10 protein-coding genes, 5 tRNA genes and 3 rRNA genes are annotated in these 16,460 nt (G+C 43.0%); 12 read left to right on the top strand and 6 right to left on the bottom strand.

What is annotated here, in order from left to right; all coding sequences use genetic code 11:
• The first annotated feature begins 79 nt into the window (after nucleotides 1-79).
• From CLOSA_RS00940 to CLOSA_RS00990, 11 genes are all read left to right on the top strand, one after another.
• Nucleotides 80-2,377 carry a tetratricopeptide repeat protein gene (locus CLOSA_RS00940; RefSeq protein ID WP_013270920.1) on the top strand — a complete coding sequence of 766 codons (2,298 nt, stop codon included), beginning with the start codon at nucleotides 80-82 and terminating at the stop codon, nucleotides 2,375-2,377.
• A gap of 14 nt (nucleotides 2,378-2,391) precedes the next feature.
• Nucleotides 2,392-3,225: a Cof-type HAD-IIB family hydrolase gene (locus tag CLOSA_RS00945; RefSeq protein WP_013270921.1), complete on the top strand. Its 834-nt coding sequence runs from the start codon at nucleotides 2,392-2,394 to the stop codon at nucleotides 3,223-3,225.
• An 81-nt stretch (nucleotides 3,226-3,306) separates the two neighbouring features.
• The gene (locus CLOSA_RS00950) at nucleotides 3,307-4,041 is read left to right on the top strand and encodes a CvpA family protein (protein WP_013270922.1); all 735 of its coding nucleotides are present in this window, start codon (nucleotides 3,307-3,309) and stop codon (nucleotides 4,039-4,041) included.
• 682 nt (nucleotides 4,042-4,723) lie between these two features.
• Nucleotides 4,724-6,254, top strand: a 16S ribosomal RNA gene (locus CLOSA_RS00955).
• Nucleotides 6,255-6,482: 228 nt separating this feature from the next.
• Nucleotides 6,483-6,600, top strand: a 5S ribosomal RNA gene (rrf, locus tag CLOSA_RS00960).
• 7 nt (nucleotides 6,601-6,607) lie between these two features.
• A tRNA-Ile gene (locus CLOSA_RS00965) sits at nucleotides 6,608-6,681 on the top strand.
• 82 nt (nucleotides 6,682-6,763) lie between these two features.
• A tRNA-Ala gene (locus CLOSA_RS00970) sits at nucleotides 6,764-6,836 on the top strand.
• 375 nt (nucleotides 6,837-7,211) lie between these two features.
• A 23S ribosomal RNA gene (locus CLOSA_RS00975) occupies nucleotides 7,212-10,102 on the top strand.
• The 16S, 23S and 5S rRNA genes sit together here with 5 tRNA genes alongside, the layout of an rRNA operon.
• 79 nt (nucleotides 10,103-10,181) lie before the next feature.
• Nucleotides 10,182-10,254, top strand: a tRNA-Asn gene (locus tag CLOSA_RS00980).
• A 47-nt stretch (nucleotides 10,255-10,301) separates the two neighbouring features.
• Nucleotides 10,302-10,373: transfer RNA gene (locus tag CLOSA_RS00985), tRNA-Glu, on the top strand.
• 30 nt (nucleotides 10,374-10,403) lie between these two features.
• Nucleotides 10,404-10,474 (top strand) — tRNA-Cys (locus CLOSA_RS00990).
• A gap of 95 nt (nucleotides 10,475-10,569) precedes the next feature.
• On the opposite strand, the gene CLOSA_RS00995 is transcribed toward CLOSA_RS00990, so the two are convergent.
• The 6 genes from CLOSA_RS00995 to CLOSA_RS01020 form a co-directional block, all read right to left on the bottom strand.
• Nucleotides 10,570-11,760: a tyrosine-type recombinase/integrase gene (locus tag CLOSA_RS00995; protein ID WP_013270923.1), complete on the bottom strand. Its 1,191-nt coding sequence runs from the start codon at nucleotides 11,758-11,760 to the stop codon at nucleotides 10,570-10,572.
• A gap of 194 nt (nucleotides 11,761-11,954) precedes the next feature.
• Entirely contained in the window at nucleotides 11,955-12,965 is a 1,011-nt protein-coding gene (locus CLOSA_RS01000) for a Viral replication-associated protein (RefSeq protein ID WP_013270924.1), read from the bottom strand.
• A 176-nt stretch (nucleotides 12,966-13,141) separates the two neighbouring features.
• Nucleotides 13,142-13,924 (bottom strand): hypothetical protein, encoded by a 783-nt coding sequence (locus tag CLOSA_RS01005; protein WP_013270925.1) that lies wholly within the window; start codon nucleotides 13,922-13,924, stop codon nucleotides 13,142-13,144.
• A gap of 10 nt (nucleotides 13,925-13,934) precedes the next feature.
• Complete coding sequence (locus tag CLOSA_RS01010; protein WP_013270926.1) at nucleotides 13,935-14,705, bottom strand: hypothetical protein; 771 nt, start codon at nucleotides 14,703-14,705, stop codon at nucleotides 13,935-13,937.
• Complete coding sequence (locus CLOSA_RS01015; protein WP_013270927.1) at nucleotides 14,706-15,056, bottom strand: hypothetical protein; 351 nt, start codon at nucleotides 15,054-15,056, stop codon at nucleotides 14,706-14,708.
• The gene (locus CLOSA_RS01020; RefSeq protein WP_013270928.1) at nucleotides 15,053-15,400 is read right to left on the bottom strand and encodes a hypothetical protein; all 348 of its coding nucleotides are present in this window, start codon (nucleotides 15,398-15,400) and stop codon (nucleotides 15,053-15,055) included. Before CLOSA_RS01020 ends, CLOSA_RS01015 begins: the two co-directional genes overlap by 4 nt.
• 309 nt (nucleotides 15,401-15,709) lie before the next feature.
• On the opposite strand from CLOSA_RS01020, the gene CLOSA_RS01025 reads away from it, so the two are divergent.
• Entirely contained in the window at nucleotides 15,710-16,387 is a 678-nt protein-coding gene (locus tag CLOSA_RS01025; protein WP_013270929.1) for a hypothetical protein, read from the top strand.
• Nucleotides 16,388-16,460: the final 73 nt, after the last annotated feature.

The raw sequence follows: 16,460 nt of genomic DNA on the forward strand, positions 1-16,460 counted from the left end.
AGAAACACTTCTTTCAGCCTTGAATATTGTATCAGTTGGATATGCACGCATATCCAACTGATTCATTGGGAGACAAATAATGGATAAGTACGAGTTTAATATAAAGGTTGAACAGATTAAAAAACTGGTCGGCAAAAACGACTATGATACGGCTATGAAAATAGCTGACACAATAGACTGGAAGAGAGTCCGCAACACCAATCTGCTTTCCATGGTTGCCATGGTTTACGAGAAAAATGAAGATTACCAGGAAGCCAAGGAGATTCTTCTCCAGGCGTTTGAACGCGCCCCTATTGGGAAACGTCTGCTTTATAAACTGGCAGAGCTGGCGATCAAAGAGGGAAATATTGAAGAGGCAGAAGCCTATTATAAAGAATTTGGCGATCTGGCCTCTGACGATCCCAGACAGCAATTGCTCCGCTATATGATCTTAAAAGCAAAAGGAGCCCCGGCCCAGCAGCTTATCCATTCCCTGGAATCCTATACCAGCGTGGAACTGGATGAAAAATGGCTGTATGAGCTGGCTGAACTATACAGTCTTGCAGGCATGCCTGACCGCTGCGTGGATACCTGCGACCGAATTATGCTGATGTTTGGTCTTGGAAAATATGTGGACAAGGCGATGGATTTAAAAATACAGTATGCACCTCTTACCAACTATCAGATGGATCTGGTGGAGAACCGGGATAAATACGAAGCCAAGCTGCGGGCGGTGGAACGGGAGTATAGCGCCGGAAGAAGGCAAAGCCCGGAACCGGAGCCGGCAGAAGAATACGATGAAGAAGAGCCCGGGATTTCAGAGGAGCCGGTCATGGCCTTTGGAGAGAACCCGATGGAGGATAATCTGGAAGCCAGACTTCAGGATGCTGCGGTTCAGGAAACCCTTGCAAGGGAAATGTCCAAGATCTCTTATGAGGAACCCATTAACCAGGAAGAATCCGGGCTGGAACAAACCAGAGTGCTGGAGGATATCAAAAGGGTGGGCCGTCCTGGGGCGGCCAGGTTAAGGGGCATTTATATCCCTGAGAATGGGGAGCCGGTTTCCTGTCATGGGGAGCCTACCTTTGAGGAAGAAGAGCCGGAAGGACCTGGGTTGGAAGAGTCTTCCATTGAGTCACAATACGGCGATGAAATCGATTATGACGGTTATGCCATGGAGGACGAAGGACTTAATGATGCAGGAGAACAATCTGCCGCCGCTTTCCAGGACTTTCAGGAAACCGGGGATCATCCGGAAGATGATTACGGCTTTGATGAAAATGAATACGACCAGCCGGATGATTTGTATCATGAGTCAGAAGAGGCAGCAGAACCGAATTATGCATCACGAAACCCAACTGCTGAAGAAGACAGTCCGGTTATGAATCAAAGCTTCCCAAATTTCAATGTTGAAGATAACCTGGAGTTTGAAGATTTGTATGAAGAAGAGGAAGAGGAACCGGATGAAACGCCGGTTCAGAACCATCTTATGATCGAAGCAAGGACTCAGGAGAAAGGGCTTCAGATGGCTGTAGAGGCCTTAAAGCAGATTCATAATGAAAGCGGTGTAAAGAATCCGGTGGCAAAGATTTCCGGCGCCAAGCTGTCTATACGGGGAGTATTGGCTTCTGCAGACAAGCTGGCAGGAAAGGACCTGGTCATTGAAGAAGCCGGAGATCTTACCAGGGAAGCCTTGGAAGAATTAAATGAACTGATGGACCGGGATACCAGTGGAATGATCGTGGTTCTCATTGATAATCCCAAGCAAATGGAGACACTGCACCGGGAGCATCCGGTACTGGCAAGCAAATTTGAATGCATTGGAAGCGGGGATGGAGCGCCGGCCTTCTGTGTCAGGGAAACCATACGGGCGGAAAGACCGGTTAAGACGCCTAAGGAGCCGGTTCACAAGCCTTTTACTCCTGTCATAAAAGAGGACGCCAAAAAGGAAGAATCCTATGGAGATTACAGAAACCAGGACTATCATTATGAACAGGATTCCTGGCAGGAGAATCACTACGGGGAAGAGAATGTCTATGAAGACGACGATTTCTATGAAGAGGATCAGGAATTCCGCCCGTCTGTCCGGGATGAGGAAGGTCCTGGCTTTCAGGGAGAGGAAATGGATATAGACGAATTCGCCCAGTACGCCTGCCGCTATGCCAATGAGATCGACTGCAGCATTACCGGAAAAAGCATGCTTGCATTATATGAAAGAATCGAGATTCTGGAAGAAGACGGCCTTCCTCTCAACAGAGCCAATGCAGAAAGCCTGATCGAAGAAGCGGCTGACCGCGCAGAAAAGCCTTCCCTTGGCAAACGGATCAAAGGATTATTTTCCACAAAATATGATAAAGACGGTCTTCTCGTTTTAAAAGAGGAACATTTCATTTATTAAATTGAGGTAAAAACGTGAATATCAGACTCATTGCACTTGATTTAGATGGAACTCTGCTAGACAGCAAAAAGCGTCTTTCCCCGGCAAACCGTCAGGCACTTCACCAATGTATCCAAAAAGGGATATGGGTGGTTCCGTGCACCGGAAGGACGGTACATGGGATCCCTGCAGAAATAAAAGATATTTCCGGGATCCGTTATGCAATAACCACCAATGGAGCGGTTGTTGAGGATATGGAAGAACATAGAATCATAGATACCCGGACGATATCCTGGGAGCATGCCCTGGAGCTTTTACGCCTGGTGGATTCCTACCATGTTATGTACGATCCTTACATAGACAGGCGGGGGATCACGGAACCTCGCTTTTACGAACATTTATCAGAATTTGGCCTGACCTCCGAATTGCGGGAGATGGTCTACCAGACCAGGGATGTCCATCCCAATATTATCGAATTCGTTGAAAAAAGCCGAAAACCTGTGGAGAAGATCAACCTGTTCTTCCCGGATATGGAAGAGAGGGACAGACTAAGGGCCGAATTGGAGAAAAGAGGCGATGTTCTGATTACTTCTTCCATTCCAAACAATCTGGAAATCAACGCATTCGGTGCCACAAAGGGGGAGGCGATCCTGAGACTGGCTTCCCATTTGGGGATCAGTGAAAAACAGACCATGGCAATCGGGGATGGAGAAAACGATTTTTCCATGATCCAAAAAGCTGGAATCGGAGTAGCCATGAAAAATGGGAGTAAGGAACTCCGTGGGGCTGCCGATTATATAACGGATACCAATGATGAAGACGGAGTAGCATCCGCTATTAACCGAATCATATTCGGAACAGAGGGTTGAAGGAAAATGATCTTTCAGCCTTGAGTTTTTGGATCAACTGGATATGCTTGCATATCCAGTTGATTTATTAGGAGAAAAATTATGACAAAGCTGTATATGGAAAACTGGTTGTCTGTGTTGGCCGGAGTTTATCTTTTAGGAATGGTCCTTTATGGCCATCACAGAGGATTTATCCGGCTGGTGGTATCAATGCTGGCAGTGGTCTTATCCCTGACCGTAGTCCGCGCCGCATTGCCCTCTGTAACCGGATTCTTAAAAGAAAATACGGGGCTTCAGCAGACCATTTCGGAGAATATGAAAAAATCCATTGGCCTGGAGCCGGAAGAGAAGCCTGACGGAGAAGCTTTGGAAGCGCCTTCTGTCCAGCGCACGGTGATTGAGAACCTTAAGCTCCCTCAAAATATGAAAAATGCTCTCATAGAAAATAATAACAGTGAAGTGTATCAGATGTTGGGAGTGCAGGCGTTTACAGACTATATCGGAAGCTATCTGGCAGATGTGATTCTTAATTCTGCAGGCTTTGTCCTGCTGTTTGCTGCAATCTACCTATTCTCAAGATTGGTCATGAGATGGCTGGATATCATTGCAAGGCTTCCCATTCTATCAGGGATCAACAAGATAGCAGGTGCCGTGCTGGGAGGAGTAGAAGGACTTGTATTCCTGTGGATTGCCGGTCTGCTGGTCACCGCTTTCTCCGGAACCCAGTGGGGCCTTATTTTGACCCGGCAGATAGAAGCGAGTAAATGGCTGTCCTATTTATACAGCCATAATTTCCTGAATCTGATGGTTTTAGGGGTACTGCGGGGCTTCCTATAAGAAGTGAATTGTAGCTATCATATATTCAATTTGAACAAATCTGCAAGCAAAGCAGTAACTGCTCCGGCTTGCAGATCGTTCCAGCTACCACAAAATATGGTAAAATTCAGGAAGTATGCTTATATATAGTGGTCATGAGAACTTTGGAAAAATTGTTTGAACAAATGGCACAAATCCCCTTGACAATATGATACGGACATGTTATATTAAAGACCCGGTGCGAGACAGACCGCATGGGCAATCAATTAAAACAGATTGAAAAAGTAAAAAAAGTTGTTGACAAAAAAACGGCCATATGATATACTTAATGAGTTGCCGATGAAAAAGACAACGACGCAAAAAGCACTTTGAAAACAGAAGATTGAACAGTATGTAAAACCCTGAAAATTCTAATAAAACAAGCCATGTTTGATGGCTTTGAATGAGAAAATTTCAGAACGAATACAAGTAATTGTATACGAACCAAACAACAAGTAAAACGGGAAATAAATTAGCTAGTTAGTTGATTTTGACCGTGGATTGAACTGGATGGCTAGTCCGGGCGGTAGGCTCATGAAGCTTTGCTTCATTCGCTACCATTTGCTTCGCAAATGTTCATAGATTTGCAAAAAAGTCCTTATGAAAGCAAGCTTTCAACAGACTTTTCTACCAATCTCTGACCGCTTTTAAAGACTATCTGCTTAAATTTGAGAGTTCGATCCTGGCTCAGGATGAACGCTGGCGGCGTGCTTAACACATGCAAGTCGAGCGAAGCACTTTTAAGGAAGTTTTCGGATGGAATTAAAAGTGACTGAGCGGCGGACGGGTGAGTAACGCGTGGGTAACCTGCCTCATACAGGGGGATAACAGTTGGAAACGACTGCTAATACCGCATAAGCGCACAGTGCTGCATGGCACAGTGTGAAAAACTCCGGTGGTATGAGATGGACCCGCGTCTGATTAGGTAGTTGGTGAGGTAACGGCCCACCAAGCCGACGATCAGTAGCCGACCTGAGAGGGTGACCGGCCACATTGGGACTGAGACACGGCCCAAACTCCTACGGGAGGCAGCAGTGGGGAATATTGGACAATGGGGGAAACCCTGATCCAGCGACGCCGCGTGAGTGAAGAAGTATTTCGGTATGTAAAGCTCTATCAGCAGGGAAGAAAATGACGGTACCTGACTAAGAAGCCCCGGCTAACTACGTGCCAGCAGCCGCGGTAATACGTAGGGGGCAAGCGTTATCCGGATTTACTGGGTGTAAAGGGAGCGTAGACGGCACTGCAAGTCTGGAGTGAAAGCCCGGGGCTCAACCCCGGGACTGCTTTGGAAACTGTGGTGCTGGAGTGCAGGAGAGGTAAGTGGAATTCCTAGTGTAGCGGTGAAATGCGTAGATATTAGGAGGAACACCAGTGGCGAAGGCGGCTTACTGGACTGTAACTGACGTTGAGGCTCGAAAGCGTGGGGAGCAAACAGGATTAGATACCCTGGTAGTCCACGCCGTAAACGATGAATACTAGGTGTTGGGGAGCAAAGCTCTTCGGTGCCGCCGCTAACGCAATAAGTATTCCACCTGGGGAGTACGTTCGCAAGAATGAAACTCAAAGGAATTGACGGGGACCCGCACAAGCGGTGGAGCATGTGGTTTAATTCGAAGCAACGCGAAGAACCTTACCAAGTCTTGACATCGGAATGACCGGTCCGTAACGGGGCCTTCCCTTCGGGGCATTCCAGACAGGTGGTGCATGGTTGTCGTCAGCTCGTGTCGTGAGATGTTGGGTTAAGTCCCGCAACGAGCGCAACCCTTATCCTTAGTAGCCAGCAGTTCGGCTGGGCACTCTGGGGAGACTGCCAGGGATAACCTGGAGGAAGGTGGGGATGACGTCAAATCATCATGCCCCTTATGATTTGGGCTACACACGTGCTACAATGGCGTAAACAAAGGGAAGCAAAGGAGCGATCTGGAGCAAACCCCAAAAATAACGTCTCAGTTCGGATTGTAGTCTGCAACTCGACTACATGAAGCTGGAATCGCTAGTAATCGCGGATCAGAATGCCGCGGTGAATACGTTCCCGGGTCTTGTACACACCGCCCGTCACACCATGGGAGTTGGTAACGCCCGAAGTCAGTGACCCAACCGTAAGGAGGGAGCTGCCGAAGGCGGGACTGATAACTGGGGTGAAGTCGTAACAAGGTAGCCGTATCGGAAGGTGCGGCTGGATCACCTCCTTTCTAAGGAAGAAGAAGTAAGGGTTTTAGATACTGTTGAGTCTTTGGTTTTCAAAGGAAATAAAAAGAATAAAGAAACACCAAGAGAACCGTAATGTGGAACCTCGCGAATAATTCGCTGGGTCGCGGCTGTGCCGCTTATACAACAGAATACAAATGTGCTTAGGAAAGCAAGCTTTCCACACACATTTCCATTCCGTTGTGCACGCATTACTAGTGAGACACGAAATTTCTGGTGCCGATGCGCTTAGGGGAGACACCCGTTCCCATCCCGAACACGATGGTTAAGACTTAAGCGGCCGATGGTACTATGCTGGAGACGGCATGGGAGAGCAGGTGGGTGCCAGATTATTTATGGGCTTATAGCTCAGCTGGTTAGAGCGCACGCCTGATAAGCGTGAGGTCGGTGGTTCGAGTCCACTTAAGCCCATTGGTTTGTAAAACCAGATGATGAATCCAATAAATAAATATAGGGATAGCCTTTACAGGGTAGACCCACATCCAAGCATTTTGGGGGTGTAGCTCAGTTGGGAGAGCACCTGCCTTGCAAGCAGGGGGTCAAGAGTTCGAATCTCTCCATCTCCATTTGATGTAGTTACGAAGGTGTACTTCGAAAAGCTGACGCTTTTCTCAGTCACGGCGTTCCACGCCTATACAATCACATAAAAAACTGCTTAGGAACACAAGTGTTCAACACAGTTTTCCATATGATTGTGCACGCTTCTGATTGCATCGCGCATGTACCTTGAAAACCACATATTGAAATATATCTAGATTAGTTTTTATATGTTAAAGTATAAAAACAAAATCAAGACATCCGAGGTGTTACATCGGAAGATGTAACCAAACAAAACTCGTTAAAGTAACCGTAACGTACGGTGAAATAACAAACCTAAGACCAGAGATACAACGCTATGTATCTTAGATTAGTAACCCGCACCCGCAGGTGAACATCGAATTGGTTAAGCTAATAAGAGCGCAGGGTGGATGCCTTGGCACTAAGAGCCGATGAAAGACGTGATAAGCTGCGAAAAGCTTCGGGGAGGAGCAAATATCCTTTGATCCGGAGATGTCTGAATGGGGAAACCCAGCTGAGCAAACCTCAGCTGTCGTATGGTGAATCCATAGCCATACGTCGGGAACCCGGGGAACTGAAACATCTAAGTACCCGGAGGAAAAGAAAGAAAACTCGATTTCCAAAGTAGCGGCGAGCGAAATGGAAGGAGCCTAAACCAGTATGCGTGCATACTGGGGTTATGGACTGCAATAAGTGAGACGATTTGTTACCAGAACGGTCCTGGAAAGACCGGCCATAGAAAGTGAAAGCCTTGTATGGGAAAGCAATAGTCAGCGAGCAGGATCCAAAGTACCACGAGACACGAGAAACCTTGTGGGAATTCGGGGGGACCACCCCCCAAGGCTAAATACTACTTAGTGACCGATAGCGCATAGTACTGTGAAGGAAAGGTGAAAAGGACCCCGGGAGGGGAGTGAAAGAGAACCTGAAACCCTGTGTTTACAAGCTGTGGAACCACATTTTAAGTGGAACCGCGTACTTTTTGTAGAACGGTCCGGCGAGTTACCGTTACTGGCAAGGTTAAGCACTGAAGGTGCGGAGCCGAAGGGAAACCAAGTCTTAATAGGGCGAATGAGTCAGTAAAGGTAGACCCGAAACCGGGTGATCTACCCATGTCCAGGTTGAAGTTTCCGTAAAAGGAAATGGAGGACCGAACGCACATCCGTTGAAAAGGGTGGCGATGAGGTGTGGGTAGGGGAGAAATTCCAATCGAACCCGGAGATAGCTGGTTCTCCTCGAAATAGCTTTAGGGCTAGCCTCGTATTAGTCTGCCGGAGGTAGAGCACTGAATTTCCTAGGGGGCGTCAAAGCTTACCAAAGAATATCAAACTCCGAATGCCGGTCAGATGATGTACGGGAGTCAGACTGCACGAGATAAGTTGGGCAGTCAAAAGGGAAAGAGCCCAGACCACCAGCTAAGGTCCCAAAGTGCGTGTTAAGTGGAAAAGGATGTGGGATTTCAGAGACAACTAGGATGTTGGCTTAGAAGCAGCCACACATTCAAAGAGTGCGTAATAGCTCACTAGTCGAGAGGTCCTGCGCCGAAAATGTCCGGGGCTAAAACACGACACCGAAGCTGTGGAATGTATGTAAATACATTGGTAGAGGAGCATTCTTAACGCACAGAAGCATTACCGTAAGGAGATGTGGAGTGTTAAGAAGAGAGAATGCCGGAATGAGTAGCGAGATGGAGGTGAGAATCCTCCAGGCCGAATATCTAAGGTTTCCAGAGTAAAGCTGATCTGCTCTGGGTAAGTCGGGGCCTAAGGCGAGGTCGAAAGACGTAGTCGATGGACAACAGGTTGAAATTCCTGTACCGCATATCATCAGAACTGTGGGGACACAGAACCGAGGAAGAACCCGGGAATGAAAAGACCGGGGCAAGCATTTTACTGGCCAGAATGGCAAATCCATCTGGCAACAGGAAGGTGTGACGCGTACCGAACACAAGTAGGGAAGTCTTCGTAGGGGCTGTCAAGAAAAGCCGCTATTGTGTGATATGTGCCCGTACCGTAAACCGACACAGGTGGATGAGGAGAGAATCCTAAGGCCGGCGGGAGAAGCATTGTTAAGGAACTCGGCAAAATGACCCCGTAACTTCGGGATAAGGGGTGCCTGAGAAATCAGGCCGCAGAGAATAGGCTCAAGCAACTGTTTAGCAAAAACACAGGTCTATGCAAAACCGAAAGGTGAGGTATATGGGCTGACGCCTGCCCGGTGCTGGAAGGTTACGAGGAGGGGTTAGCGGAAACGCGAAGCTCTGAATTTAAGCCCCAGTAAACGGCGGCCGTAACTATAACGGTCCTAAGGTAGCGAAATTCCTTGTCGGGTAAGTTCCGACCCGCACGAAAGGCGTAATGATTTGAGCGCTGTCTCGACAATGCACCCGGTGAAATTGAAGTACCAGTGAAGATGCTGGTTACCTGCGCCAGGACGGAAAGACCCCATGGAGCTTTACTCCAGCTTGATACTGGGATTCGGTACTGCATGTACAGGATAGGTGGGAGGCATAGAAGCAAGGACGCCAGTCTTTGTGGAGCCGATGTTGGGATACCACCCTTGCGGTATTGGGTTTCTAACCTGCAGCCATGACCTGGCTGGGGGACAATGTCAGGCGGGGAGTTTGACTGGGGCGGTCGCCTCCGAAAGGGTATCGGAGGCGCTCAAAGGTTCCCTCAGAATGGACGGAAACCATTCGAAGAGTGCAAAGGCATAAGGGAGCTTGACTGCGACACCGACGGGTGGAGCAGGTAGGAAACTAGGACTTAGTGATCCGGTGGTATAAAGTGGGATTGCCATCGCTCAACGGATAAAAGCTACCCTGGGGATAACAGGCTTATCACTCCCAAGAGTTCACATCGACGGAGTGGTTTGGCACCTCGATGTCGGCTCATCGCATCCTGGGGCTGTAGTAGGTCCCAAGGGTTGGGCTGTTCGCCCATTAAAGCGGTACGCGAGCTGGGTTCAGAACGTCGTGAGACAGTTCGGTCCCTATCCGGCGTGGGCGTAGGATATTTGAGAGGAGCTGTCCTTAGTACGAGAGGACCGGGATGGACTGACCTCTGGTGTATCTGTTGGTGATCAACACCATGGCAGAGTAGCCAAGTCGGGAAGGGATAAACGCTGAAGGCATCTAAGCGTGAAGCCCCCCTCAAGATGAGATATCCCATCGCAAGAGTAAGACCCCTTGAAGACGACGAGGTAGATAGGGCAGAGGTGGAAGCATGGCAACATGTGGAGCTGACTGTCACTAATAGGTCGAGGGCTTAACCAGGTTGGTTTAGGTAAGAGGAAAGAACGGATGAAAACAGATATGTAACAATGTGTGGTTTTGAGGGTATATGCCTCAATATTCCTCGATAGCTCAGTCGGTAGAGCAAACGGCTGTTAACCGTTGGGTCGTAGGTTCAAGTCCTACTCGGGGAGTTCGTGATACTCAAGCAAAGACTATGAGGAGAACGAAATGTAAGTGCGGCCCCATGGTCAAGCGGTTAAGACATCGCCCTTTCACGGCGGTAACACGAGTTCGAATCTCGTTGGGGTCACTGGAGTTTGTTAGTTAAAATTAATTTTATGGCGACATAGCCAAGTGGTAAGGCGTGGGTCTGCAACACCCTGATCACCAGTTCAAATCTGGTTGTCGCCTCTTCTAAGAAGTGCTTCAAATCCTTATTTTACAAGGGTTTGAAGCATTTTTTGTTTTTGGTTTTTAGTATGCAGATGTATGCAAGGTATTTTCTACTATCCTAAAACAGCTTTCATGGCATTAAAGGTATCTTCCTCTGGGGTGATATCTCTAAGATAGTGAAGTGTCATTGCTAAAGTGGAATGTCCTAACAAGCGTTGTAGGGTAGTTGCCGGAACGCCATTCTTATAAAGCAGAGAAGCCACTGTAAAGCGGATTTTATGACTGGTTCGAGGTTCAATGCCAACTGCTTCACAATAAGCCTTTAAATGCCTGTTAAACGTAATTGTGGTTAGCTGTTTACCCTCATTCATTAAAATAAATTCATCGTCTGGGTTTATATCCTTAATACGTTTCAGCACTTGTTTTGCCCCGTCTGTCAGTGGCATATAACGATAGCCATAATCAGTATTCCCTTTTATATGAGTGACATTTTCGTATGTGCGGGGGTTAAAGGTGAGGTCATCATTCATTGTTTGGTCATCTAAAAGTTGCGTTTGGATTTTAATAATATCGCCCTCTATATCTGTCCAACGTAAGGCACGAAGTTCAGCACTACGGCATATTAGATAAAAATCTAGTTGAACAGCAAGACTAAATATATCGTTTATAGGTTCCAGATAATCCAGTAGTAATTGCCTTTCAGCCAGGGTGAAAATCTCTTTCTTTCCATTAACAGGCTTAAATTGGAACTGGCGAAAGTTTATTTCTTTGATGGGATTATGAGTCACCGTTTCGATTTCAATAGCGTAGTAAAACAATCCATTTAGAACGCTCTTTGCGTCATTAAAACGTTTTCTAGTCATAGACTCTGCTTTCAACATAGCACGGAAGAATTTTATAAAATCCGTAGCTTTCAAGTCCTTAATTGGTATTTTAACGATGGACTTGTCTTTAAAATAAGCATTCCATAAGAAAATATTTTCTTTAATGGTCTTATTACTTACGTGAGTACAATCCCTCCTCCATCTGAGCCAGTTCGGGTATAGTCCCTCTAAAGAGGTTCCATAGAAATGGTCATATAGTTTGTTGATTAAGTCTGCCCTGTCACTTCCAATGAATTGTTTCCGGTTGATGTAAATATAATTTCTGCTATCATTAGGGCGTACCTTAATGAGTTCCAAGTTACAGACTTCTTTTAATTGTTTTTCTTTTTGCATGAATTTATATAATTCTGCAATTCCCTCTAGCGATAATGTATCATGCGTAGGGGGATAAATCAATTCATTTTTAGACTTACTTTTCATTTACGCCACCTATTAGGTGGTGTAAGGGTTCTAATTTTATATTGGAATTTTTATGACTATTCAGAATAGATTTAAATTATTTTATATTTTGTAAGCGTTACTTATATTTAGTTAGAATGAGTTTGTTTATCTGGTTTTGTTTTTGGTAAAGTTGAACCATTACACCATGTATTATGTTATATGTTCTAGAGTCCTTATGTCCGACTAAAGGGAGTATCTTTCTGATCAGTGTATTGGAAGCCATGCAGATAACTTTCTGTATCGCATTCCTTCCATTTGCCGGGACTCTCATATACTCTTACTTTATGGATTCTTCGCATTAATGCCTTGTATGTTTCAGGCTGTTCCAAGCGGATATTATGATATTGATCTTCCAGTATCCAATTCGATACGATGTAGACGAAGTTATAACACGCCTGGCGGTTATTGTACCGGGCAGGAAGTTGTAGGGGATATATGTCCAGATAGTTTAGCATATTGCCAATAGGCAAATCACTTCTAAACTCTTCAAATACAAGCACATCTTCCCCCGAATATGTATCAAAGGGGTGTTTATAGTCTGTTATCCGGTATACATTTGAATCGCCATGATTATCAAGAATATTTCTTGATTTTCCATATCCAGTTGCACCACTTACATAAGTTACTACCAAATTGGTACGCCGTTCCGCCTTGTATCGGTTAGAGAGTATCTCTAATCTGGCTTTATCAATGTGCTGTAGGTTTAAAAGATTATCGGGGTTAATTTCCAGAATCTCCACGTTAGAATAACCATCTTTAATCATCTGGTAAAGGTTAGCCAAATCACTTCTTCGTCCTTGCCCTGTTTGAGGCATAGTTCCCCACTCTTCAAAGGCTTCTTTCAAATTGGTGGTTTCTTTCTCTGTATTCACCCATTTTCCCTCTTTACGGAGATATGCCCGGTTTTCCTCCGCTGACCCTTGGGCCTCCTCGATATGGGCGGTAGGAAAGGATTTTTTTACACTGGAAAAGTAAACGGGATTCTTGAATTGTATAAATAGATGTGTATGTGCTGATTTTGCAATTTCGTCACACATGCAGTAATAAATAATATTCTCCCAGTTTAACAATTGCTCTTTAATTGCTTGATGGGAACAGTTTTTATGTTTTTCCGGGTTATTAAATGTTAATTGATACTTTCGGCTACGCCGGTTACTATTAGTATCTTTCTTTTTGGTTGTCATAATATTTCCTTTCTATATTCCAGCACAGAGCTGACACACTCGGAAATATGCCGGAATCATTGATTTTAAAAGGTTTTAATGCATTTTTGACACTGACACCGAAGTTGTGGTAATACTAAGCAACTTCGATGTAGGGCAGTCATTATATGACTGCCCCAGCCAACTTTCTGCTTGTGCTACGCACCGCAGTCCGTTGGCAGATATTGAGCAATTAATTCCTGAAGCGTGGATTGCTTGTCCAAATAAAAACGAATTTCAGATAATAATTTGCTCTGTTCAGGTATCCAAGGAATGATGATTTCTTGAATAGTGCCTTGACCATCTATCAAAGTAAGTCCTTGTCCGGCAGAATAATTTTTATTTAGGTCAATATCTTCTCCTGAAAATAGCATAGTTTTTTGCTCCTTTGAAATGCGGCCAAGACAACAAATATTCTGAAATTGTTCACGACTTCCAGAAGTAAAATTACTGCTATCTGCACGCTGGATTAAAAGTATGATACCGATACCGTTGCCAATACCACGACCTAAAGCGAGAATTTCACCTACCTTATTCATGATTTCTGTTTTTAATTTTTTGTCAAAGCTCTCTATGTACGATAGAAGGCCGAACCATTCTTCGATAGCTAGCGTTATATGAGGTGTATTCATGCAATCTTCTTTTCTCATATGGCAGTATAAATCATAGTAATTCAGTATCATTTGAATGGCGTTATCTGCATAAGAATAGGGAAAACAAGTTCTTAAACCAGCATATTCTTTTCCGGCTTTAAAATCCGCTAAATACATAAGGCTTTCTCTATTTTTCAGGACTTCATACATATACCAAAGAAAAGTTTGGGATTTGCCGGATCCTGATTTTCCTGTAATCAAACAGTGGGGGTTTTTAATTAAATCAGTATTAACAGGGGTCTTGATTCCATACTTTTCCCAATCTGTTAAATTGTAACCTAATTTCATAAATGGCTCCTTAGATATGCTCGATTAATTTCCTGGATTGAAGGGCTCCTTGGCTTTCTTTTAAGGCTCTGTAAGCTTCGCAGTCCATTACTAAAACAATAATAGCCATTGAACCAAGATCCTTAATTTCATCAACGTAGAGGGGATATAAAAGATTATCATTAATTGGTGCTGTAATTCCTTCAATTCCTTCTATTTGCATTTTAGCCATCACATGAGATGATAGAAGATTCTGGACGTAATCGGCTCCTTGCGAAAATGGTAAGGTCTTTATTTTATGAACCTGAAAGTTATAGTATATAATTGATCTCGAATCATCTACCGTTATAGGAGTTAGGGCGTTAAGTAAGTTAGGGGTCACTGGTTTTACTATCTCTGTTAAATTACATAGGCGATCATCTAATATTTTGAATAAAAACATACGAAGATAAGTATATCTTGCCATGGCTTGCTTTTCTTGTCGGTTCTGTTCTTCTAAATTATTGCGCAGCTGTTCTTGCTTAGCCTTATCTCTTTTGGAACTTATCGAGCTAAATATCATACAAATGACAATGAAGCTTATAATAATCACTTCTTTGTTTTTTAGTACAAAATAAACAGCATTTGCTATCAATGTAATGAATAGCAGAATTAATAAATATAAACAAAAAAGCAATCCAATGATGAAAATAGAAAATTTAAAAATTAGCCGTTTATTTTCTTTGACTTTCAGAGGGGCATTTTTTAGCCCCTCCAAAAGGTTTTCTGAAAATTGATCGAAGTTAGAAAACCAATTTTTCATTTACAGTTTAACCTCCTTACAAATAACAAAACCTGTAGCTTTACAAGATAAGCCATAATCAGCCATCTGCTGGTTTTTGTACCATTTTCCTTCAAAATTTTTGATATTCTCTATCGGCACAGATATATTTTCCGTTTTAAATAATTCGGGGTCGATAATGGCATCTCCTTCAATAATTAAAGAAATGCGCTCGTACTTTCTTGATGGGAGGACGATATCATAAGTAAATCCAATTATTTCTCCTGCGATTCCATCGTGATAAGCCTTTCTAGGGCGAACTCCTACACACATAGCCTGTTCACTGTTGGCTAAATCAGAAAACCTCTTAATAATAATGTCTGATGGTCTCATTTAACTTCCTCCTTTAGTCCTTTGTGTTCTAATAGACTTTTGAAATATAATACAATATCTTGAGAAATAGAATATTCTTTTCCGACTTCTGAAATTCGATCTAAATTCTCCGTTGCATTAAATACAAATCTTTCGTAACCAATAATGCTATTATCATTTAAAACAAAGCATAGTTCTATTTGATCTGGTTTAAAGATGTAGTAGTTCAATGCAGGATTATTATTCAGATAAAGGTTACCACGTAAGGGTTCACCGGAGTAAGCTTGTATTTCTCCGTTTTGAAAACGTGAGAAAGAATTTTTGGGAATGCTTGTCATATAATTGATAAGAGTAGATATTTTCATAATTTACAATTACCGTCCTTTCTTTGGCAAATAGTTTTTATTATAATTTTAACTTTAAATTATAACTGCAAAAATGGAATTCATAAATTTTTAAGGTTACTTTATTTTGAGAATATCTATTTATTGCAACTTATAATTTAATTCTTTTGTTTACACATGAAATGTGTTATTCTATTTTCAATGTACAGGCTTTATTTTTTGGTCGACCATGGTTATATTATATAGATGGGAGGGTCAAAAGTAACCTCATGTGCTTTATCTTTTTTTAGTAAAAAAATATTTTAAATTTGACTTTTATTAGGAGACGACATGAAAACAACTTTTAAGATGATGAAAATGGAACTTAGCGAAATACTTGAGATATTTAATGATATGGAAAGGGCAAAAGATAATTTATCATTTAGGATCATAATGGAAAAAGAAAATAAAGGGTTAAGTAATGTTTATCTATTAGATAAATTGTTAAAATTCAATCACGATAAATATGAAAAATATGTGCCTGATGATATAAGAAAGCGATTAGAATCAAAAAAGCCTAATGCACAGTTAGTTGAAGATTTATGTAATATTTTAGAAATAGATAATGACAACGAAAGTTTATTAGAAGTTGTGGCATCTTATCGATACCATCTAAATAAAGATAAGATTTATAAAGGACGCACTTCTAAAAAGGAAATTGAAAAAAGAAGAGAAAGGTATGAAAAAATTCATGATGAATTAGAGCTGTCAGATGGAAACTCTTTAGAAAAAACTATTTATGAAGTATTTTCAACAAATGAAAAATATAGTTATAATGGAATTGAATGTGATTGGGAAACGTATAGTGAATATATGAACGAAGATATAAAAAAAGAAATGCTAAAAAAAATATTGGTTATTAATCAATATTATCCAGAAGAAGTTGATGATTTTATAGATAGATTCGGATTTGATGATGAATGTAATGCTAAGTTAGAAAAACTTGACGTTAAAATAAAATATTTATAAAACGTTATATAAGGGACAGAGTAAAGAATAAAAATACTTTGTCCCTTTATTATAAATATATGGGATTGTTACT

Source organism: [Clostridium] saccharolyticum WM1, assembly GCF_000144625.1.
GTDB lineage: Bacteria > Bacillota > Clostridia > Lachnospirales > Lachnospiraceae > Lacrimispora > Lacrimispora saccharolytica.

Excerpts from the sequence above, each read along its gene's own strand:
- CLOSA_RS01000 (WP_013270924.1), bottom strand. The coding sequence starts at position 12,965 with ATGACAACCAAAAAGAAAGATACTAATAGTAACCGGCGTAGCCGAAAG.
- CLOSA_RS01005 (WP_013270925.1), bottom strand. The coding sequence starts at position 13,924 with ATGAAATTAGGTTACAATTTAACAGATTGGGAAAAGTATGGAATCAAG.
- CLOSA_RS01020 (WP_013270928.1), bottom strand. The coding sequence starts at position 15,400 with ATGAAAATATCTACTCTTATCAATTATATGACAAGCATTCCCAAAAAT.
- CLOSA_RS00940 (WP_013270920.1), top strand. The coding sequence starts at position 80 with ATGGATAAGTACGAGTTTAATATAAAGGTTGAACAGATTAAAAAACTG.
- CLOSA_RS01010 (WP_013270926.1), bottom strand. The coding sequence starts at position 14,705 with ATGAAAAATTGGTTTTCTAACTTCGATCAATTTTCAGAAAACCTTTTG.
- CLOSA_RS01025 (WP_013270929.1), top strand. The coding sequence starts at position 15,710 with ATGAAAACAACTTTTAAGATGATGAAAATGGAACTTAGCGAAATACTT.
- CLOSA_RS00950 (WP_013270922.1), top strand. The coding sequence starts at position 3,307 with ATGACAAAGCTGTATATGGAAAACTGGTTGTCTGTGTTGGCCGGAGTT.
- CLOSA_RS00995 (WP_013270923.1), bottom strand. The coding sequence starts at position 11,760 with ATGAAAAGTAAGTCTAAAAATGAATTGATTTATCCCCCTACGCATGAT.
- CLOSA_RS01015 (WP_013270927.1), bottom strand. The coding sequence starts at position 15,056 with ATGAGACCATCAGACATTATTATTAAGAGGTTTTCTGATTTAGCCAAC.